Raw genomic sequence first — 23,223 nt, 5'->3', positions numbered from 1 at the left:
ATGCGACCGGTCACCCTTCGCGCAGCGAGCGCGGACGCATGTCGGTCCAGTGCTCGGCGATGTAGTCCAGACAGGTTTGCCGCTCGCCACACACGCCCGCCTTGCTCCAGCCAACAGCCATCGGCTTGCCCGCTGGCCAGATGGAATACTGGCCTTCGGCATTGGTGACCACTTCGAACTGCGGGTCAGGTTCGTTCATGTCGCTCTCCGTGCGTGTGCTCGATCAAGTCGGTATTGATGATGTTGGCGATGGTCTGCACCGACGGGCTGGCGACGATGCCGTAGTGGTCGGTGTCCAGCGGCTGCCAGCTCAGCATGTTCGGCACCAGGGCCTGCCACGCGGTCTTGAGCGCTGACGGTTGCCACTTGCTGCCCATGCCGTAGGGATTGGGCTGCGTGGCGATGAACAGGCGCGTCGCCGTCGCAGACAGTTGCACGGGACGATGATCCGCCATGCTTGCCATGTTGTTCTGACAGCAGACGATCAGGCGTTGCAGGTAGCGCGGCGTGTCCTCAGAGGCCATGTCGCCGGGCCGACGCGCGGAAAACTCGCGCTGGAAGACCTCTCGAATGTGCTGCTCGTCGATCTGCGCCAGCTCGGCTCCGGCGTCCGGTGCGGGTGGGTCGATCAGGTACAGCGTCGGCTGCGACAACGCCGAGGTCTGCGCAAGGCTGCACATTGCCTGCGCAACCCAGGCGCCGAACGACCAGCCAGCCAGACGCCAGTGTTTGCCGTCGGGGTGACCATTCTGCACAGCTCGCACATACCGCTGTGCACGCTCAACCAGACTGATGGCTGGCAGCTCGGGCAAACGCAACGCCGGGTCGGCGATGACCCGCACGCCCAGATCAGGATGCAGCGCCGAGACCAGTTCCCGATACGCCTGAACATCCCCGCCCACCGGGTGAATCAGGTACAGCCAGTCGCGGCCTGCACCCGGGTTCCACTCATCGATGCGGACGGCGTCAGCCCAGGCATCCTCGGCGGCTTCGATGGCGTCGGGGCTGTCGGTCTGCACCAGTGCAAGCACCTCGCGCAGGCTGACCTTGTGACTGAACCGGGACAGCTCGACCACCTCACCCGTCGCCGCCTGCAGTTCGTCGATCAGGTCCAGCAAGGTCAGTGAATCGGCGCCCAGCTCATAGAGCGAGTCATCCTCGTCCAGTTCTGTCACGCCGAGCCATTTGCACAGGCAGTCATGCAGACGAGTCCGAAGGTCTGCGCCCTGCTCTTCTTTACCCGGCGCCGTGGAAGCAGATGCCTGAGCAACAGGTTGCGCCGCTACCGATCCCGCGCCATGTCGAACCGGATAGAACTGTCGCGCCGTCTCGATGGACGTCGTCGAGATCAGCAGTTGCGGCAGCTGAGTGCTGAGCGCCACATCGAATACCTGACAGCCCTCCTGCGCCGACATGCCCACCGCCAGGTGCCGTTGATGCACGGCATCTCCTGCTCCAGCTCCAGCGTCCGTGGCCATGCCGATGTCACGCCAGATGTCCCAGTTGATGCCGAGCCTTACACAATCGCTGGCGGCGTTCGGGTGGTAATGGGTGAAGCCGTCCAGAGTGCCGCTGGCGGCAGCGTAGTCCAGATGACCGGCACCGCCGAACAGCGCAGCCATCGAGGAGCAATACAGTACGAATTTCGGCGTCATCTGCTGGATCAGTTCTTCGACCGCCAGCATGCCGAGGGTTTTGGCGGCCATGGCTTCAGACAGCGTTCTGGCGTCGCGATGACGAATCAGGCTGCCAGCACCGACGCCTGCAGCGTGAATCACCCCGTCAACGTAGCCGTAACGCCGTTCGAGTTGCTCCAGCACCTGAGGCCAGACCGTCCGGTCGGCGATATCGGCCTGAACCGGATCGATACGCGAGCGGTAAGCCTGCAATGCGTCAGGACATTCTCCGTGACGCGTCAGCAACACCACGCGCCGCTGGTCATTGTTTCGTAACAGGTGCTCGCACAAGGTACGGCCGATGCCACCGCTGCCACCGATCACCAGAAACACGCCATCCTGCGGCAGCAGGCAGGGATCGACGGTTGACGCCATAACCGGACTTGCCTGCAGATGCGGTTGCCACAGGTAATGGTCGCGGATGGCCATGCGTCTCGGTGCCGCAGCAGGGTCCGCCAGCAGCGCGGCCAGTGCTTCAGGTCGAGCCGCCAGTTGCGCGCTGTTCAGGTCCAACCAATGGCAACGCACCGGGTATTCCTGCGGCACCACTTCGGTGATCCCGGCCAAGGCTGCCAGCTCGGGACGCTTTACCTCGCCGTACACCGGGCAGGCTTGCCATGACACCAGCCACAACCTCAGCGCGGGAGTCCGAGGCGTCTTGCCCCAGCCCTGCAACAGCGCACTGACGGTGTCCAGACACGCCCACTGCGCGGCAGCGAGGCTTTGCTCATTGACCCTGCCGGTGACCGACAACGGCAAGGCGTGCAGCCAGTCCAACTCAAGCGGTGCCGGCTGATCCCCGTCCGCTGCGGCCAGAATGTCGAGCAGGCGCGTGAGCGCCAGGGTGTCCAGCGGATCCAGCACAAAGCGGTCGGTGGCGAGTCGCTGAAAGCCATTCCCCGCCGTGACTTCGACCACTCGCCGATAGACGTTTTTCAAGCAACTGCGCAGTGTGTCGTCAAGGGCCTCGTGGCTGCACACCACCAGCAATTCCCGAGGTTGAGCCAGCGGGCGTGAACTCAAGCGCCGCACCCGCTGCCATTGCCGTTGGTAAAACCAGTCGGCCACGGGCTGTCGCTCAGTAACTTTTTCAAGAGCAGACGATGCCTGAAACCGATAGGTCTGCAGATCGAAGGCCGACGGCGGCAGATCCCACGGCGGTGGCGCTGAACGTGTCGGCCAGTCCATCGTCGCCCCGCCATACCAGGCGTCGAGCAAGGCGTGCGGCGACAGCTCGCTGGCCGTCACGCGGGCCTCCGATGGCACGACTTCCCTGATCAACGACGGCTGCAGGCACACCGTTTCATTCGACGGGCAGATCATCGCGAAGCGCCAGCGCAAGGCGCGGCGCCCGGTTTGCACATGCCGCAGCACGGCGGTCCGCTGTTCGGGAAAGGTGTTGAGCCAGGTTTCGATGACCGCCATGTCCCGTTCCAGCGCCGAACGACTGTGCGCCGACAGCAGCAGACACGGCGCGTCGTCCTGCGGGACGATTTCGGCCTGTGGCGCGGCGCCGATAATGACGTGGGCGTTGGTGCCGCCAATGCCGAAACTGCTGACCCCGGCCAGCCGTCGACGCCCTTCCGGCCATGGCCGGGACGTGGTCGGGATATAGAACGGCGAGTGTTCCAGGTCGATCTGCGGGTTGATCCGGGAGAAGCCGAGGTTGGGCGGGATCACGCCGTGAAAGACCGCAAGCGCTGCACGGATCAGCCCGACCACGCCTGCCGCTGCGCCCAGGTGACCGATCTGGCTTTTCACCGAGGCCAGCGCACAACTGGCAGCCGGTGCAGGGCCAAACGCCTTGCCCAACGCCGCGACCTCCACTGGATCACCCAGCAAGGTGCCGGTGCCGTGGGCTTCGATGTAGCCCATGTCGGTTCCGCCCACGCCTGCCTTGCGCATGGCATCACGGATGACCGCCGTCTGCCCCGCCACAGAAGGCGCGGTGTAGCTCATCTTGCTGCGACCGTCGTTGTTCAGCGCCGTGGCCTCGACCACTGCGTAGATCCGGTCGCCATCAGCCCTGGCGCGTGCCAGCGGTTTGAGCACCACGACGCCATAACCACTGGCGCCGATGGTGCCGCTGGCGTCCTCGCTGAACGGCCGACACAGGCCATCGCGGGAAAAGATGTGCTGGGAACGGTGGCGATAGCCTTCGGTCAGTGTCGGATCGACCAGCACGCCAGCGGCCAGCATCACGTCGCTGTCGCCCTGACGCAGCAGGGCACCGGCCAGATGGACCGCGATCAGTGAACTGCCGCACGCGGCCTGAACACTCATGGCCGGGCCGGTAAGGTCCAGGTGATAAGCGACCTTGGTGGCCAGAAAATCCTTGTCGTGATGCAACGCCATCTGAAAGCCGTCCGGCAGATCGCCGTCAGCGCTCTCGCGCAGCATCTGCTGGAAGTAAGTGGTCTCGCCGCAACTGGCGATCAGCCCGATGCGCGGACCGTCGGCTTTCGGGACCATCCCCGCGTGCTGCAACGCTTGCACACATGCCATCAGCAAGTGCCGCTGCTGCGGGTCCATCAGACGGGCTTCCTGACGGCTGATGCCGAAATACTCAGGGTCGAAATCCAGCAGACCCGTCAGCTGACTGCGAGCGCCCACCTGCCCCTCGACGGCGGCAAACTGCTCGATGCCCACCTGATTGCCTTGAATCATCGTCCAGAATTCGGCCAGGTTCTGCGCACCGGCCACGTTGACGGTCATGCCGATGATTGCCATGGGTTGTTCACGGGTCTCGACAGCATCGACGCCCTGCTCGCGCCTGACCGGCGCTGATGATGAACCGCCCAGATGGTGCGCCAGACGCCGCACGGTGACGTGTTCGAACAGGTCGGACATCGAAACGGCCTGCGGCAATGCCTGGGCATAGCGCGCATGCAGCCGCATCAGGCCGAGACTGGTCGCACCGGCCTCGAAAAACGTCTGATCCGGCTCGATGGGACGCCCGATCACCGCCACGAACAGCTCGGTCAACTGCTGTTCCAGCGGGCTGAGTTCCGACGCAGGTGCCGCAGTAAACGAGCGTTCCAGCACCACGCCCAGCCCGGTCAATGCCTTGCGATCGATCTTGCCACTGGGCGTGCGCGGCCAGACGTCGAGCTGGCGGTATTCATTGATGCGTACATGGGCGGGCAGGTGCAGCGCCACCTGACGATCCAGCGCCTGAAGATCGGACGGCGTGCCGTCCAGGTGCAGACAGGCCGTGAGGCGCTGCGGCTCGTCCTGAAGGATCACGACCGCATTGATCACCGAAGGGTGCTGCATCAGCGCCGCTTCAATCTGCCCCAGTTCCAGGCGCTGACCGCTGATTTTGACCTGTTGATCGTCACGTCCCAGATAGTGCAAACGCCCCTCGACATCGGCGCAGGCCAGATCGCCAGTGCGATAGAACAACGCCGTGCTGCCATCGGGCCGTGGCAGCTCGACGAAGCGCGTGGCATTCAGCACAGGATCTGCGAGGTAACAGCGGGAAATCATCGGCCCGGCCACCAGCAGATAACCTCGATTGCCGGCAGGAACGGGACGGTCGAAGTCATCCACCAGCAGCAACAGCGCGTTGCTCACCGCTCGCCCGATGGGTGCTCGCAACGGCCAGTCCCGAACGGACTCGGGCAGGCGCCACGCGCTGACCACATGGGTTTCGGTCGGGCCGTAATGATTGAACAGGCGCGCCTGCGGCATGCCGTCAAACCAGTCGCGCAGTGCATCGGTGCAGAGCAGTTGCTCGCCCGCCGTGATCACCTCGCGCAAGGCCTGCGGGTACATCTTCTGGCCGACGGCGGTCTGTGCCAGATGCTGCAAGGCCACACACGGCAGGAACAATCGCTCGATGCGTGCTTCGAGCAGATATTCCAGCAACGCCTGCGCATCCTGACGCCAGCGCGGTTTGATCAGGTGATAGGTTCCGCCACCGCACAGGGTGCTGAAAATCTCCTGAAACGAGACGTCGAAGGACAGCATGGAAAATTGCAGGGTAACGGATCGTGCTGGGAGCTGACCCTGGGTGCGCTGCCATTGCAGCAGGTTGCAGAGTGTCAGGTCCGGCACCTGCACACCTTTTGGCGTACCGGTGGAGCCCGAGGTAAACAGGGTGTAGAGCGGACGTTCGCCGTTGTGTCGCGAGCGCTGCAAGGATCGCGGCGCAGCATCAAGGTCAACGCGATGGCAGACGAAACGGTCGTTCGCCAGTTCATTCAGTGCCGCTTCGGTCGCGGTGCTGAACAGCAGGCAGTGCGGCTGCGCCTGTTGCAACACCTGACGCTGAACGGCCAACGGATAACCGGGGTCGAGTGGTACTGCGGTCAGGTTGAGTTTGGCCAGAGCCAGCAAGGCGACGATGTGCTCGACCGAGGCGTCCAGATACAGCACCACTTGCAGTGGCTCTTTTGTTTGATCATTCGCCGGGTACTGCTCGACCAGAAGCGCAGCCAGGGTATCGGCCAATGTATTCAGCTCGGCGTAACTCACATGGCGCTGCTCAGCGACCAGCGCGATGGAATGCGGTGTGCACAGCGCCTGATGTTCGAACCAGTCGGCCAGGGTCGTAAATGGCGGATCGGTGCGGTCGCCGACACTGGCCGGAGGCAGGCCGAAACGATACGGTACAAGTACGTCACGCAACGTCGCGGCCGGGCGCTCCAGCAGAGCGTCCAGACCACGCTGGAACAGCATGTTGATGGCGTCGATCTGTGCCACATCGAAGTGACTGCTCTGGTATTCCCACCAGCATTCAAGCTGCGATCCGCCCTGCACCACCAATAACGTAAGCGGACACTTGGCCTGCAACGTTTCGTTGAATTCCAGCGTGGCCTGCAGCGGCCCGTCGTTGAGGCTGGCGTAATCGGTGTTTTCCAGCACGAACATGAAATCAAAGAGGGCCGAACCGGATGACAGCCGCAGGTCTTCAACCAGATCCGCCAGAGCCACATCCTGCAACGCCAGCACCTCGCGCACGAGTTCGGTCTGAATGCGCAGTTGCTCGCTCAACGTCACCTCATGATTGAACGCAGCGGGAATCAGCACGGTGTTGGCGAACATGCCCGGCGCGTGCTCGAACTCTGCCAGCGGCCGATTCGATACCGGACTGGCGATCCTTGGCCGCTCGCAACCGGTCAGGGCATACAGGCTCCAGGCGTAGACACTGAACAGCACGTCGAAACGGGTAAAGCGCTGGCGGCTGCAGAAACGATCCAGTGCGGCGCTGCGCAACTCGCCCAGCGGCTGCCGATACAGACGGGCCTGCGGGCTGACAGCACGCACCGGCGAAAGCGCTGATGAAGGCGTGTCCTGACGACGGTGCAGTTCAGCCAGCGCCCGACGCTGATCACGGTATTGCGGGGCCACGCGCCACTGACGCTGCCATTGGGCGAATTCCAGCGTGGTCAGGCTCGGCAATGCATCGCCTGTGGTTCGGCCCTGCGCCGCATCTTCGTACAGTTGCGTCAGATCATCGAACAGCAGGTTCATTGACCAGCCATCGGTGATGATGTGATGCAGGTTCATCAACAGCCGACAGCTGCCATCGGCAAACGGCAGCAGCCAGGCCCGAAACAGGGTCGGCGTCGACAGATCGAACGGTGTGTCGAAGACCAGCGTCGCAAAGCTGCGCCAGGTGTCCTGCGTGAAATGCCCGGGCGCAAAGACTTTGCATGGCGTGCCGTGCTCGGCCACCACCTGATACAACCCGTCAGGACCGGACTCGAACGCCATGCGCAACGCCGAATGCCGGGCCACGAGGCGATCCACTGCATCGGCCAGCGCCTGAGTCCGAACCCCATTCGCCAGGTTCAGGATGATCGGCACGTTGTACGCGGTCGAGTCCGGCGTGCGCTGTTGCAGCAGCCACAGTCGGCTCTGTTCGGCAGTTGCAGGCTGACGCCGGTCGTTGCTGATGGCGGGTGGTACGGGATAACCGGAGGCGATGTTCTGCTCGGCATTCAAGCGCTCGGCGAGCGCTGAGAACAGCTCGCTGAGCAGCGCGCTCATGGTGATGTCGCGCTGCCAACGGGTGCGAATCATAGAGCGCAGGCGCATGGCTTTCAGCGAATCGCCACCACTGCCCAACCAGTCATCCTGAGCGCACAGCGCAGGTTGGGACAACAGCATGCGGGCCTGACTCAGCAGCCAATCCAGCGCCACCGACTGCGCTTGCGCAACAGGCGCTTCGTGACCCGGCTGTTCGACAGCCGCGCGCCAGGGTGCCAGCGGTTGGGCCAGCAGTGCATCGCGGTCGATCTTGCCGTTGGCGGTCAGCGGCAAACGCTGCACCACGAACAGCTGATGCGGACGCATCCACGGTGCGAGTTGCGTACGCAGATGCGTGTCGAACTCGCGATAGTCCAACGGGTGTCGCGGCACAATGAACGCCAGCAACTGATGGTCTTCAGCAGCGTGTCGGCGCGTGCAGACGTAGGCCTGGGCAACACCTGGATGCTCCAGCAGACGCTGCTCGATCTCGCCCGGCTCGATACGAAAGCCGCGAACCTTGACCTGACGATCCATGCGGCCCAGGTATTCGATCAAGCCGTCGCTGTTGAGCCGCACCTGATCGCCGGTTCGGTAATAGCGCCGCTCTGCACCTTCGGGGTCACGCAACTGCACGAAACTGTGCACCGTATCATGCGGGCGATTGCGGTAGCCGCGCGCGACGCCGCTGCCGCTCAGGTACAGCTCGCCTGCTTCGCCCTGCTCGACCGCGCATTGTTGGGCGTCCAGAACGCACAGTCCGGTGTCTGGCAACGGTCGGCCGATCGGCACTGAATCGCCCTGAAAATTCCGGGCAATCGGGTACGTCAGGGCGAACGTGGTGCATTCGGTAGGGCCATACGCGTTGAAGATCCGGCACTGGCTGTCGGGATTGACGTGGTACCAGGCGCGCACAGCAGCAGCGCTGACCTGCTCGCCACCGATCAGCACCTGACGCAAACTGGCGAAGCAGGCCGGAAAATCGGCGCTCAAGGTATTGAACAGCGAAACCGTCATGAACAGGTTGTCGACCCGCTGCGTTTCGAGCACCTCGGCGAGGCGTCGCGCATCGTGCAGGTCGTCGTCAGCGATGATCACGCAGCAGCCGCCATTGAACAGCGGTGCCCAGACCTCGAAACTGCACGCATCGAATGCCGGATTGGACAGGCAGGCGAACCGGTCAGTCGCACGAATCTCGATGTAACCCTCAGGTTCGGCAAGCCGCAGCAGACCGCGCTCGCCGACCTCGACCGCTTTTGGCACGCCTGTGGTGCCGGAGGTGTAGAACAGGAACATCACCTCGGCAAAGTGTTCAGCGAGCGGCTGAACGGGATGATCGGGATGATCCAGCAAGTCCTCGACACCGACCTGCCAGACCGACGGCGTCCAGTCCGGATCATTCGTCAGGGTCACCAGACCGACGCACCCGGCATCTGCCAGCATCAGCTCCCGACGCTGCAGCGGGCTGGCCGCGTCCAGTGGCACCACCACGGCGCCGACCTTCAAGGCACCCAGCATGGCCGCCAGCCACTGCCAGCTGCGCGGCATACACAGCGCGAGGGATTCGCCGGGTTTTATGCCGCGAGCCTTGAGCCCGCAGGCGATACGCTCACTGGCGCTGGCCAGTTGTGCGTAGCTCAGATGGGTCTGCCGGTCGATCACCGCCAGTGCCTGCGGCTGGCGGCGGACCTGCCAGGCAAAACGACCCAGCAAGGTCATCGAGGTTTGCGCACCGCTCTCGTGACTGTCCATCAATTCGCCTCCTGCGTATCGAAACGTTGCAGCTCGCGCCCCAGAACCTCAGAGACGCGATGCACTTCAGCGCTTTCCAGCATGTCCCAGTGCCCGCCATGCACCAGCCTGGCCAGATAGCCGTCGCCTGCACGGCGGCGCCAGAAGCCGCGCAGTTCATGCAGTTGCCGACGACTGAAGCCTTCGCGGGCCTGAATCAGCACGATCCGGCCGGCGTGCGGCGCACAATCGTAAGCCGCCATGGCGAGCCGGTTATGGTTGTAGAGATGGAAATAGCGCTCGACCTGTGCGTCTTCGATGCCCGGATACATGCCGTTGAAGCGCACCAGCTTGTCGCGAAACTCGGCCATGTCCACGGTGCCGATCTGCTGCCGGAAACCCGGATCGTCCGAACCCTGGGTGTCGAGCAGCACCACGGTCACCTGACGGTGCCCCGCTGCGGTCAGGCGTCGGGCCATTTCATAGGCCACCAGCCCACCGAACGACAGGCCGGTGAGAATCAGCGGCCGGTCGGTCATCGGTTCGATCAGGCGCAGGTAGGCCTCGGCCATGGCTTCGACAGTCGGCTCGGTGCTTTCCCCGGGATTCAGGCCCGGCGACTGCACGCCGTAGACACCGACGTGCTCCGGCAGAACCTTGGCCAGCGACAGGTAACAGAACGCCGTCCCGCCCGCCGGGTGGATGCACACGACATTGCGTCGCCCCTCGCCCCGGCGAAACTCGATCAGGTTGCCTTGCGCAGCGGCAAGGTAGGCGCCAGTGCGTAACCAGCCGCCCAGGGCCTCGATGGTCGGGTGAGCCATGATCACCCGCACCGGCACGTCGACGGCAAAGGTCTGACCGATCTGATACGCCATTTTGATGGCCGCAATCGAGGTGCCGCCGACGTTGAAAAAGTTGTCGCGAATGCCGATCTGCGGCGCCAGCAACAGGCTCTTCCAGATCTGATAGAGCGCCAGTTCGATGTGGTCCCGAGGGCTGCCGAGGTTGACCTGACGCGCGGCCAGATCCTGATCGGCCAGGGCTGCCAGCGCGTCGCGGTCCACCTTGCCGTTGGCAGTCAACGGCAGTTTTTCCAGCCACAGGTAGGCGCTGGGCAGCACCGCACTGGACAGGGTCACGGCCAGATGCGCGTGCAGTGTGGCTTCGTCCAGCGGTTCGTCAGCCACATAGCACGCGACCAGCCGTTGATTCTGTGCTGTATCGCCGACCATCAGCACCACGCAGGCACGCAGGATCGGGAACATGTCCAGTCGTGCTTCGATCTCGCTCAGCTCAAGGCGCACGCCGCGCAACTTGACCTGAAAATCGTTGCGACCGAGAAACTCCACCTGACCGTCCGCCCGATAGCGCGCCAGATCGCCGCTGCGGTACAAGCGGTCCCCGGCCACGAACGGGCTGTCGATGAAGCGCTCGGCCGTCAGCGCATCCAGCCCGAGATAACCTCGCGCGACGCCCACGCCGCCAATGTGCAGCTGGCCGGTGACACCGACCGCCACCGGCGCATCGCGCTCATCCAGCACGTGCAGGCGGTTATTGGCGATGGGCCGCCCAATCGGTAACTGACGGGCTGGCACTTCGGCGCCGGGCTCCAGGGTCCAGATGCTGTTGATGACTGTGGTTTCGGTGGGGCCATACACGTTGTGCAGACGGGTATTGGGCAAGCGCTCCTGAAAACGTCGGGCCAGCGCCGGTGACAGTTCGCCGCCACCGCTGAACACGTCCGTCAGCGAGTCGCACGCGGTCACTTCATCGACGTCCAGAAACAGCTGCAGCATGGCGGGCACGAACACCATGGCCGTGACCCGCTGTTCACGGACAACCTGCGCCAGATAGCCCGGTTCGAAATGCCCGCCGGGACGTGCAATGACCAGTCGCCCGCCCGTGGCCAGCGGCCAGAAGGTTTCCCAGGCCGAGGCGTCGAAGCCGAACGGAATCTTGTGCAGCATCGCGCCGGATTCGCCGCAGACCTGCAGGCACCACAGCAGCAGATTGCTCAGGCCGCGATGCGCCACCATGACGCCCTTGGGCAGCCCGGTGGTGCCCGAGGTGTAGATGACGTAGGCGAGATGATCAGCGGTCAGCCCGATACTGCGCGGCTCGATGTTCTGTGTGGCGCACCCGGCCCAGAGCCCGGCATCGGCCTGAACGTCGAGCACCGGCGCCTCCCAACCGGCATCCTGCTGCGCCTGCCGCAGAATCGCACGGGCGTTGCCAAGGGTCAGCAGCACGGCGGGACGGCTGTCTTTGAGCATGTGGCCGAGGCGACCGACCGGGTAATCGGGGTCCAGCGGCACGTAGGCGCCGCCCGCCTTGAGCACGGCCAGCAGGGCTACCGGCAGTTCCAGCGAACGCTCGATGCACACCGCCACCCGAACGTCCGGACCGACGCCCTGCTCACGCAGGTAGTGCGCCAGCCGATTGGCCTGGGTATTGAGTTCGGCGTAACTCAGCGACTGATCTTCGAAAACCACGGCACAGGCGTCAGGATGCGCGGCGGCCTGAGCCTCGACCAGGCTGTGTACGCACTCGGCAACCTGCCACAGCGGAGCCGAGCGGTTCCATTCGATCAGCATCTGCTCGCGCTCTGCCTCGGTGAGCAATTGCAGGGCTGCAATCGGCTGCTTGGCATCCTGCGCGATCTGCTCCAGCAGATGCCGGTAATGAGCACTGAGGCGCTCGATGGTGCTGACGTCGAACAGGTCGGTGTTGTATTCGACCAGCAGGTTCAGCCTGCCGTCGCGCTCGACCCACTCGAAAGCCAGATCGAATTTGGCCGTCGCGCTGCCGGTGATGTACGGCGCCATCTCGACGCCCGGCAACTGCACGGCAGCGCCGGGAGTGTTCTGCAGCACCAGCATGACCTGGAACAGCGGCGAGTAAGCCGTATCGCGCTGCGGGTTGACCGCTTCGACGACCCGGTCGAACGGCACGTCCTGATGGGTGTGCACGTCCAGCAGCGTCGTGCGCACCTCACGCAGCAATTCGGCAAAGGTCTGCTGCGGGTCCAGACGTTGACGGATCACCAGCGTGTTGACGAAATGCCCGATCAGCGGCTCGACCTCGGGACGGGTCCGATTGGCGAACGGCGTGCCGATGCACAGATCCTGCTGACCGCTGTAGCGCCACAGCAGCACCGACAGCGCCGCCGTGAGCACATTGAACAACGTGCCACGGGTTTCCCGGCCCAGCGAAGTGAGTGCGCGCAAGGTCGCAGGGTCCAGCGACGAACTGAAGGTTGCCCCGGCATAGCGCTGCACTCTGGGCCGTGGCCGGTCGGTAGGCAGGGTCAGTAATGGCGGAGCGTCGTGCAACGTGCGCCGCCAGAAATCGAGCTGTTGTTCCAGCGCCCCGCCGCCAAGACGGTGCTGTTGCCAGCAGGCGTAATCGGCGTATTGCACCGCAAGCGGCGGCAGGCTTGAGGGCTGTCCTCGCAGAAAGCTGCCGTACAGCGCGGCGACTTCATGCAACACGACACCCATGGACCAGCCATCGGCAATGATGTGATGCACGCAGTACAACCACAGGTATTCGTCGTCCGCCAGGCGCAGCAGCGAAGCGCGAAACAACGGGCCGTGAGCAAGATCGAACGGCGCTTTGGCGTCGTACTCGACGGCCGCCCTGATGATCGTCTCCCGCTCGGCCTCTGCGACATCCCGCAGATCGGTCACGGACAGCGCCAGCGGCATGGCCGCGTGCACCACCTGACGCGGCTCGCCGTCAATGCTGCGAAACGTGGTGCGCAGTATTTCATGGCGTGCGACCAGCCCGTTCAGCGCCCTTTCCAGCACCGCCACATCAAGCGGCCCTTTCAGGGTCACGGCCGTCGGCACGTTATAGAACGCACTGCCCGGTTCAAGCTGGTCGAGGAACCACAGCTGGCGTTGGGAGAAGGACAGGGGCACGTCGGCCTGCCCATCGCTGCGTCGGGGAATCGCGGCCGGATCGGCCCCGTTCAGCCGGGCGATCAGCTCCAGCTTGTGAAGCTTGAGTGCCTGAAGCATTTCGTCCGTGAGAAAACCACGCGGCGCCTTGCAGCGCAGTTTGTCGCCATCCACTTCGAGCGCAACGGCATGGCGGTCGAACAGTTCCAGCAATTCACGGGCGTTCATATTTCAACCTCTTCCATGTCGTAGTCGTCGGGCAGTTCAGCGTGTGGATCGGACACAAACGCCTCGATGTGATCCCTGCGCTGCTCACCCGCAGCCCGCACGCCGCCCACCATCGAATAGATCAGCCGATGGCTCGCGCCCAGATCGAACAACGCAGGCAATTGGTGTTCCTCAAGCGACCCCATGCCACACAGCCCGAGGCCGTAGTCGGCTGCCGTCATGGTCAGCAACTGCGCCATCGCACCGGTTTCGATGTGGCAGAAGTCACGGCTGCGCTCGCCGTACAAGGGCTCGATGGCGGCCATGTCGGCGATGAAGAACAGCGAGAACGCGGCGTTTTCATACACCGGCCGGTTCACGAAGTAGTCGTAGGTGTCCGGGTCCAGCACACCGCTGCCCAGCGCCAGCAAGCGATGCTGAACAGGGTCGTAGTAATACGCGCCACCGGGCACGCCGTTGATCCGCTGCGGTTTGATGTAGAGGTAGGCCTGAATCGGGTACAGACCGCCTGCGGAGGGGAACTGGTATTTGACCTGAGCGTCCAGTTGCCCCTGCGCCAGACTGGCCAGCAACTCGGCAAAGGCTGCTGCCTCGACCGGCTGCGTCGCGTACTGACGCACCGAGCGGTAATCACTGAAACGCTTTGTGTAGAAGCTGTCGTCGGGCCGTTGCAGCCGCACTTCCGGCAGATCCCGGTCGAAGGCGCGACGGCCGCGCTGGTCGGCCTTGAAACGCGCTCGTTGATCGGGGTCTTCGATGACCTTCTCGACTGTTTGCTCAGGCTGGGCCACTCGCTCCCCAGCGTGGCTCGCCGCAGTGCTCTGCGCCCCGCTCTGCCGATACAGGGCGAGCAGATTCAGCAGCGTGGGCTGCGCGAGCAATTGCGCGACATTGGGACGGAAGTGCAGTTCGCCGGACAGCGCGTTGCTGATTCGGACGATGTCGATGGAGGTCGCGCCCAGGCTCAGCAGGTTGGCATCGGCGCTGATCGCCGAGCGTTTAAGCACGTCCTGCACGATGGCGACCAGACGTTCTTCCTGCGCACCCTCAACCTCTAGAACCGGACCTGACAGTGGTGCTTCCTCGGGTTCAGGCAGGCGCTTTTTATCGACCTTGCCATTGGACGACAGCGGCCATTCCTGCACGAAGGTGAACGACGACGGCACCATGTAGGCTGGCAACTTGTCGGCCAGGTACTGGGTGAAGTCGCCGGCCTGCAATGCTGGATCGTCCTTGAGCACATAACCGGCAAGGCGTTTTTCGCCCAGCGTGTCCCCGAGAATCCGCACCACGGCGCTCTGTACGCCGGGGTGTCGATTGAGCACCGCTTCGATTTCGCCCAGCTCGATGCGATAGCCCTGAACCTTGACCTGCATGTCTTCACGGCCCAGAAACTCGATGTTGCCGTCGGGCAGCAGACGTCCAAGATCACCGGTCCGGTACAGGCGCTCTCCGGTCAATGGATGGGCGAAGAAGCTGCCTGCGCTCAACACCTCATCACGCCAGTACCCTTTGGCCAGGCCGATGCCGCCGATATACAGCTGTCCGGTGACCCAGCTCGGCCGAAGCTGCAACGCCTCGTCGAGCACGTAAAAGCGTTGATGATCCAGCGCCTTGCCATAGGGGATGCTGCGCCACTGCGGATCGACCTGTTGCACCGGATAGTGAATCGACCAGATGGAGGCCTCGGTTGCACCGCCCAGGCTATTCAGACTCAAACCTGGCTGCAGCGCCCAGGCGCGTTCGGGCAGCGTCAGGGGAATCCAGTCGCCGGACAGCATTGCCACACGCAGGCTCGCCGGCAATGCACCGCGCTCGCTCTCCACGTATTCCAGCAGCATGCCGAACAACGCGGGCACCGAGTTCCATAGACTGACCCGATGCTCGCGAATCAGCGTCATCCAGTGCGCCGGATCGAGCGCCTGTTGCGGATCGAGCAGCACCACCGCTGCACCAGCGGCCAGCGTGCCGAAGAAGTCATAAACCGACAGATCGAAGCTCAGCGACGAGATCGCCAGCACCCGATCCGCCGGGCCGACGGCATAGCGACGGTTGATGTCGAGCAATGTATTGACCGCGCCGCGGTGGTCGATGACGACACCCTTGGGCATGCCGGTGGAGCCCGAGGTGTAGATCACGTAAGCCAGATCGGTGGCTGCGCGACTGACTGGCTGCAACGGGGTCTGTTCTGCCGGAACCGCATCGGTCACGGCCAGCACCTTGATCTGCGACGGCCATTCGATGCGTGTCACCAAGGCAGGCTGGGTCAAGGCCAGACTCGCCTCGGCACGCTCCAGAATGTGTCGAAGACGTTCGGCGGGCAGCGTCGGGTCGATGGGCAGGTAGGCACCGCCTGCATAGTGAATCGCCAGCGTCGCCACCACTTGTTCCCAGCCGCGCTCCATGACCACGGCGACCAGTTGATTGGGCACCACGCCCAGACCTTGCAACCGCGCGCCCAGCGCCTGGGCTTCTGCACGCAATTGCCGGTAGCTCAACTGCCGCTGCACCCCGATCACCGCCAGCGCATCGGGTGTCGCCAGCGCCTGCCGTTCGAACAGTTCGTGCATCAGAGGCGATTCGACCGGGAGGTCGACTGGCGCGGGCAGGCGGGCCACCGGCAGCAGTTGCGGCGTGCTGGCGTTCCATGCAGAAGGTTCGAGCAGCGCATCGAGCAGTGCGTTGTAGGCCACGAACATCTGCTCGATCAAGCCGTCGGGAAACAGCTCGTCGATGCTGTCCCAGTTGAACAACAAACGCCCTTCCAGCTCCAGCAACGTATGGTCGAGCCACACCTGTGGGGTCTGGGTAATGCTGTGCATGTGCCGGGCGTTCAACGCATCGGCCAGGTTGAACTCGGCCAGTTCCGGCGCAGCTTCCGAGAGCGTGCTGTTGAACACAATGGGCATCGCGGTCTGCTGCACGCCACGGGCCTGGGACAGCTCACGCAACACGCGCACGCCACTGACCGTCGAATGATCGATGTCCTGCCACAATCGCGCCTGCACCGAGCGGGCCTTGTCGGTAAAACTCGCCTTGCCGTCGATGCTGACTTCCAGCAACACCAGCGAGGTGAAGTCACCGATGATCGCATCCACGTCGGGGTGCAGCGGCATGCGGTTGAACAACGGCAGGCTCAGGGTGAAGCGTGGTTGCCGGCTCCACAACGCAAGCACTTCGCTGAATGCGGTCAGGAGCATCACCGACGGGGTCACGGCAAACTGTTTGGCAACGGCCTTGAGTTGCGACCACTGCACCGCCGACAGCTCGCGGTCACGACGGGTGAAGTGCGGCCGGGCAATGCTGTCCGGCTGACACACCAGCGGCAGGTCCGGCGCAGGTGCCAGCGTAGACACCCGTTCACGCCAGTAATCGAGCGCCTGCGCGTAGCGGCTTTTGTTGCGCAGTGCGTGCTCAGCCAGGACGTAATCGCGGAACGTCAGGCCCGGCTCCGGCAGAACCTGATTCGGATCGGCATAGAACGCCATCAACTCACGCGCCAGAATCTGCGTGCTCGCGGCATCGACGATCAGGGCGTCGAGGCTGATGTGCAGATGGCTGATACCGTCATCGAGCAGCGACAGACTGAATTCGAACAACGGCCAGCGACTGGCGTCCAGCACCTGATGCGACTGGCGCTCGCGGGTCGCTTGCAAGGTCTGTAGCGCAGCGTCTGCGGGCAGTCCGCGCAGGTCACTGCGCGGCATGTGATAGGTCGGTACGGTTTCCAGCACCTGCTGCGTGCCATCGCTGAGAAATACCACGCGCAGCATGCCGTGACGCTGGATCATGCGATTGAGCGCCTGCTCGAAGCGCGCTGCGTCGAGGTCTGGAATGCGCAGCTCTTCATAACCGTGGGCGCTGACGCCGCCGAGGCTGACCGAGGCTTCGCGGCCAAACCAGTACGCCTGCTGAATATCGGTAAGTGGAAAAGGCTCATAACGCGCAGCACGATCCGGTTCGATGCGCAGCGGGGCCGCTGGCGGCTGGCAGTCATCTTCGCGGGTGATCTGTACCTGCGCGGCCAGATCCATCAGAACCGGGGTCTTGAACAGACTGCTCAGGGACAACTGCGCGCCCATCCGCTGATTGATCGCGTAGATCATCCGGGTGGCCAGCAGCGAATGCCCGCCCAGCTCAAAGAAGTTGTCGTGAATGCCTACACGCTCGCACTTGAGCACTTCGGCCCAGATCAGCGCCATCTGTTGCTCGATCTCGTTGCGCGGCGCCTCGTAACAGGCTGCGGATTGACGCTCGGGCGCAGGCAAGGCCTGGCGGTCCAGCTTGCCATTGCGGGTCAGCGGCAGTTGCGCCAGCGAGACCCAGGCCGTCGGAATCATGTGTTCCGGCAAGTGACGCTGCAGCGCGCTGCGCAGGGCTTCAGGGGCTGCGCTGCCGACCACATAAGCCACCAGACGCTTGTCGTCCGGGACATCTTCGCGCAACAGCACGGCCGTTTCCTGCACACCGGGTTGCTGGCGCAGCAGGCTGTCGATCTCGCCCAATTCGATGCGGAACCCGCGCAGCTTCACCTGCTGATCGATGCGCCCCAGATACTGCACGTTGCCGTCAGTCTGGAAGCGCGCCAGATCACCACTGCGGTACATGCGCGCACCGGGTTGCGGGCTGAAAGGGTCGGGCAGAAAACGTTCGGCGGTCAGGTCCGGGCGGTTCAGGTAACCACGCGCCAGACAGGCACCGGCGATGTACAACTCTCCCGCCACGCCGACCGGCTGCGGATTCAGGTCGCGGTCCAGCACGTAGAGCCACGTGTTGGCGATGGGACGCCCGATGGGCGGCGCGTCCGGCCAGTGTGCGGCGTCGCTGCACAAAAGGCTGAACTGGCTGACCACATGGGTCTCGGTCGGGCCGTACTGGTTGTGCAGCCTCGTGCCGCCCAGCCCACGAACAAAGGCGCGCAGTTCATCGTTGACCTGCAACGCCTCGCCTGCGGTGATGATTTCGCAACCGCCCTCCGGCATCGGCGCATCGGCCTCGGTCAGGCCCGCCAGTTGCTGCAACACGGCGAACGGCAGGAACGCCCGTTGCACGCCCTCTGCAACCAGTGTCGAGCGCAGCGACGCCAGGTCCTTGCGGCTGGTTTCGCTCATCAACAACAGGCTGCCGCCCTGGCACAACGTGCTGCAGATTTCCTGAAACGAGACGTCGAAATTCAGCGACGCAAATTGCAGTACCCGGCGCGGCGTGTGTGCGTCGTCGAGCTGCCAGGCAATCAGGTTGTCCAGCGCGCGCCGGTTGTGCGCCACGCCCTTGGGCCGCCCGGTGGAACCTGAGGTGTAGAGCACGTACGCCAGATTGTCCGGGCTGACGCTGACCTGCGGATCCGTGTCCGAACGCTGCGCCCAGTCTTGCGTGTCGACGTCGAGGCAGCAGACCGGCAGATGGCTGTCGGGCAGTGGCAGCGCGTCGACAAGCGAAGACTGCGTGAGCAGCAGGCTCGGGCTGGCGTCGCTGAACATGAAAGCCAGTCGCTCAGGCGGATAGGCCGGGTCGAACGGTACGTAAGCGGCGCCTGTCTTGAGAATCGCCAGCAGGCCGATGACCATCTGTGGCGAACGCTCCAGACACAAACCGACGCGCTGTTCAGGACCCACGCCCTTGTCGATCAGGTAATGGGCCAGGCGGTTGGCGGCGCGATTCAATTCGGCGTAGGTCAGCGTCTGCCCCTCGGTACGCAGCGCCTCGGCGTCGGGTGTACGCCGAGCCATCGCTTCGAAGCGCTGCACACAGTCGGCGGCCGGGAAGTCACGCTCGGTGCGGTTCCAGTCACCGATCATCTGCCGCCGCTGTTGTGGGCCGAGCAGATCGAGGGTCGACAACGACTGCTCGCTGTCATCGGCCATCTGCGTCAGTACGCGGCGCAGGTATTCCCCGAACTGCGCCACCGTCTCGGGCTCGAACAACCCCGACGCATACTCGAGGCCGCCGACGATCTGTCCATCCTGTTCGCTGAGCGCCAGTTGCAGGTCGAACTTGGCCACCTGTTGATGAGCGTGGATCGGGCTGATGTCCAGACCTGGCAGGATCAGGTCCGAATCCTGATCCTGCTCCCAGGCGAACAGCACCTGAAACAGCGGACTGTGCGCCAGGCTGCGCGGCGGGTTGAGCAGTTCCACCACGTGATCGAACGGCAGCTCCTGATGTTCCTGCGCGCCAAGCGCAACGCGACGCGCCTGTTGCAGCCAGCCCGCCACCGATTGCGCCGCTGGAGCGTTCTCCGGCTGGGTCATGCGCAGCGCGAGCGTGTTGACGAAGAAGCCGATCAGGCCATCCAGTTCCTGCTGACTGCGGTTCGCCGAAGGCACACCGATCACCACATCGCGCTGCCCGGACAGGCGCATCAGCACCAGCGACCAGGCCGCCAACAATGTCATGAACAACGTGGTGCCCTGCTGCCTGCCCAACGCCTTGAGCCGGTCCGTCAGCGCTCGGTCGAAGGTCAGCGGTACGAACCCGCCACGATAATCCTGGACCGCAGGGCGTTTGTGATCGGTCGGCAGTTCCAGCAGTACGGGCGCGCCGGCGAGCGTTTCGCGCCAGTAGCGCCGCTGCGCTTCCATGGTGTCACTGGCCAGCCACTGCCTTTGCCACGCGGCGTAATCGACGTATTGCACAGGCAGCAGCGGTAAGTCTGCGTCGCGATCCTGCAAAGCCGCTTCGTAAAGCAGCGCGAGGTCGCGGGTGAGCACGCCCACCGACCAGCCATCCGAGACGATGTGGTGCTGGGTCAGCAGCAGAGCGTGATCGTCGTCTGCCAGCCTGATCAGACTGACGCGCATCAACGGCCCACCCGTCAGGTCGAACGGCTTGGCGCCCTCCTCGTCCATCAATTGGACAAGCCGCGCCTCGGCATCAGCGTGACTGCGCAGATCGACCACCGGCAGCGGCATGCCCGAGTCCGGCGCCGCGACACGCTGCCGCCCTTCGCCTTCAACCGCCACGAACGTGGTGCGCAACGCTTCATGGCGCGCCACCAGTTGATTGAAGCTGCGTTCCAGCGCCGCGACGTGCAAGGTGCCGCGCAGACGCAGGTTCAACGGCATGTGATAGGCCGCGTTGCCGCCGTCCATCTGCGCCAGAAACCACAGACGCTGCTGGGCGGACGACAACGTTTGCGTGTCGCTTCGATCGACGACCGTTATCGCCGGACGCGCCGCGCTCTGCAGGTCGCCCAGGCGTTCGGCAAACTGATGCAGCACCGGTGCCGCAAACAGCGCAGCGGGTGACGCCTCCAGACCCAGTTGCTGCCGGACCTGAGCCAGCACGCGCATGACCAGCAGCGAGTGACCGCCGAGGGCGAAGAAGTGATCGTCACGGCCGACGCGCTCAACCGCCAGAACGTCGCCCCAGATGACTGCGAGCGCGGTTTCCAGCGGCCCTTGGGCAGGCTGAAAGTCACGCTGATCAAAGGCGTCTGCGTCCGGCGCTGGCAACGCCGTGCGGTCGATTTTCCCGTTCGGGGTCAGCGGCAAGGCAGCCAGGCGTACGAACGCGGCGGGCACCATGTAATCGGGCAGATGGGTCTGCAACTGTTCACGGAGCGTGCGCGGCGTCAGGACCGTGCCGTCGTCGGCGCAAAACCAGGCCACCAGCGCCTTGATATCCCGTTCGTCCTCGCGCACAAGCACCAGGCTGTCTCGTATCCCCGGCACCTGCGCCAGCCGCGCTTCGATTTCACCCAACTCCAGGCGCAAGCCACGCAGTTTGGTCTGAGTGTCGTTGCGGCCAATGAACTCGATGTTTCCATCGGCGCGATAACGGGCCAGGTCGCCGCTGCGATACAGACGCTCGCCCGCCACGAACGGGCTTTCGATGAAGCGCTCGGCAGTCATTTGGGGCAGGTTCAGATAACCTCTCGCAACACCTGCGCCACCAATATGCAATTCGCCGGTGACACCGGTTGGCACCGGCGCCCCGAGCGTGTCCAGCAGATAAATCCGGGTGTTGGCCAGTGCTCGTCCGATGGGTAGCACGCCTTCGAGCGAGCTGTGGGCGTCGAACTCGAAACAACTGCTGTCGATGCTGGCTTCGGTGACGCCATAGGCCTGAACGATCTGCACCTGATCGCCACACAGCCTGCGCAATTGCCGGGCGCTGTGAGCCGTCCAGATATCCGAACCGCAGACCACCGTGCGCATGAACGACAGGTCATGACCATTGTTTTCGATCCAGGCCAGCAGCGGGTTGAGCACGGCCGGTACGAAATCGGCGAAACCGATACGGGCCTCACTGAGCAGGCGATAGAGCGCGGGCGGGTCCATCAGGGTTTCGCGCGGGCACAGCACCAAGGTGCCGCCGAAGCCCAGCGACCGGATCAGGTCGGCGCTGAAAACGTCGAAGGAAAAACCCGCCATTTGCAGATGATTGAGCGGCGCGCGCAGGTCATACAGATGGTCCCACGCAGCACTCACTGCACACAGCCCACGGTGCTCGACCATGACGCCCTTGGGCGTGCCGGTGGACCCGGAGGTGTAAATCACATACGCCAGATGGCGAGCGGTGAGGCCGACCGCACGAGGATCAGGGTTGTCTGCAGGCTGCGCGGCCCATAGCGCGGTTTCAGCCATATCCAGCAACGCTGGCTGCACCGCGCAACCTTCCAGCGCCCGCTGCAAGGCCGCCTCTGCCGACCTCTGTGTGAGCACCACACACGGCGCGCTGTCAGCCAGCATGTGGGCCAGCCGGGCCTGCGGATAACCGGGATCGAGCGGCACGTAGGCGCCGCCTGCCTTGAGCACCGCCAGCACACCGACCAACATGTCCGGCGAACGCTCCACACAGATACCGACCCGAGCGTCCGGGCCGACACCGAGGCTGCGTAAGTAATGCGCCAGACGGTTGGCCTGAAGGTTCAGCTGTTCGTAACTCAGCGCCAGCTGTCCGAACCGCACCGCAACGGCGTCAGGTTGAAGACGCACCTGTGTTTCGAACAATTCATGCACATAACCATTCTCGTCGAACGGCTGCTGCGCCGAGTTCCAGTCATGGACCAGTTGCTGACGTTCAACGTCGCCCATCATGTCGATCGACAGGACGGGTTGGTCAGGCTGCTCGACAACCTGCTGCAATGTGCGGCGCAGGTAGCCGGCAAAACGCTGGACCGTCGACGCGTCAAAAAGCGCCGTTGCGTAGTGCAGCTGCCCGTCGATGCGACTGCCCGCTCCGACAAGGCTCAAGGCCAGGTCGAAACCGGCAGGCAAATCCTTGTGATGATCACCGACACACAGCACCTGAACGGCTGGATTCCCGAAACGCACCGGTTTAGGTTCGAACGCTCCATTGACCTCGCCATGCACGTGATCGAGCAGTTGGTTGAAAGTCGTGGCGCTGGTGAACGACACCCGCAGTAGCCGCATCGCCTCACAACCCGGCGTGCGGGTACCGAGCGTGATTTCATGCTGACCAGACAACCGCGCCAGCACTGCTGCCCACGCAGCCAGTACGACCGTGAACAGGCTGCAGCCATGAGCGGAACCGAGCCCTGCAGCTAGCTGAACCCGCGACTCGTCCAGCTCCAGCACATGCACGTCGTAGCGCAAATCGTGCACACGCGGGCGAGGACGGTCCAGCGGCAATTCCAGCCACTGCAGTGCATCCGCCAACTGTTCCTCGCCGGAACTGTTTGGTACGGACAACGCAGCGAACTGCGCAGGGTTTTTCCCACGCGAGGAAGATCTGTCGAGCAT

Annotated in this window: 4 protein-coding genes; all 4 read right to left on the bottom strand. The window is 63.9% G+C overall.

Annotated features, from left to right (window positions below; genetic code table 11):
• Window positions 1-10: 10 nt before the first annotated feature.
• The 4 genes from AC0IXS_RS23565 to AC0IXS_RS23550 are packed head-to-tail and all read right to left on the bottom strand — an operon-like array spanning window position 11 to window position 23,223.
• Window positions 11-199 (bottom strand): MbtH family protein, encoded by a 189-nt coding sequence (locus AC0IXS_RS23565; protein WP_122422465.1) that lies wholly within the window; start codon window positions 197-199, stop codon window positions 11-13.
• Complete coding sequence (locus AC0IXS_RS23560; protein WP_471825825.1) at window positions 186-9,404, bottom strand: amino acid adenylation domain-containing protein; 9,219 nt, start codon at window positions 9,402-9,404, stop codon at window positions 186-188. The genes AC0IXS_RS23565 and AC0IXS_RS23560 overlap by 14 nt, the downstream gene beginning before the upstream one ends.
• Window positions 9,404-13,516 (bottom strand): non-ribosomal peptide synthetase, encoded by a 4,113-nt coding sequence (locus tag AC0IXS_RS23555; RefSeq protein WP_471825823.1) that lies wholly within the window; start codon window positions 13,514-13,516, stop codon window positions 9,404-9,406. Before AC0IXS_RS23555 ends, AC0IXS_RS23560 begins: the two co-directional genes overlap by 1 nt.
• The gene (locus tag AC0IXS_RS23550) at window positions 13,513-23,223 is read right to left on the bottom strand and encodes a non-ribosomal peptide synthetase (RefSeq protein WP_471825821.1); all 9,711 of its coding nucleotides are present in this window, start codon (window positions 23,221-23,223) and stop codon (window positions 13,513-13,515) included. Before AC0IXS_RS23550 ends, AC0IXS_RS23555 begins: the two co-directional genes overlap by 4 nt.

It is taken from the genome of Pseudomonas sp. AC016, from assembly GCF_979253365.1.
This window is presented reverse-complemented; position numbering and strand designations above follow the sequence as displayed.

Coding starts and splice junctions, on each gene's coding strand:
- AC0IXS_RS23565 (WP_122422465.1), bottom strand. CDS start 199: ATGAACGAACCTGACCCGCAGTTCGAAGTGGTCACCAATGCCGAAGGC.
- AC0IXS_RS23560 (WP_471825825.1), bottom strand. CDS start 9,404: ATGGACAGTCACGAGAGCGGTGCGCAAACCTCGATGACCTTGCTGGGT.
- AC0IXS_RS23555 (WP_471825823.1), bottom strand. CDS start 13,516: ATGAACGCCCGTGAATTGCTGGAACTGTTCGACCGCCATGCCGTTGCG.
- AC0IXS_RS23550 (WP_471825821.1), bottom strand. CDS start 23,223: ATGCTCGACAGATCTTCCTCGCGTGGGAAAAACCCTGCGCAGTTCGCT.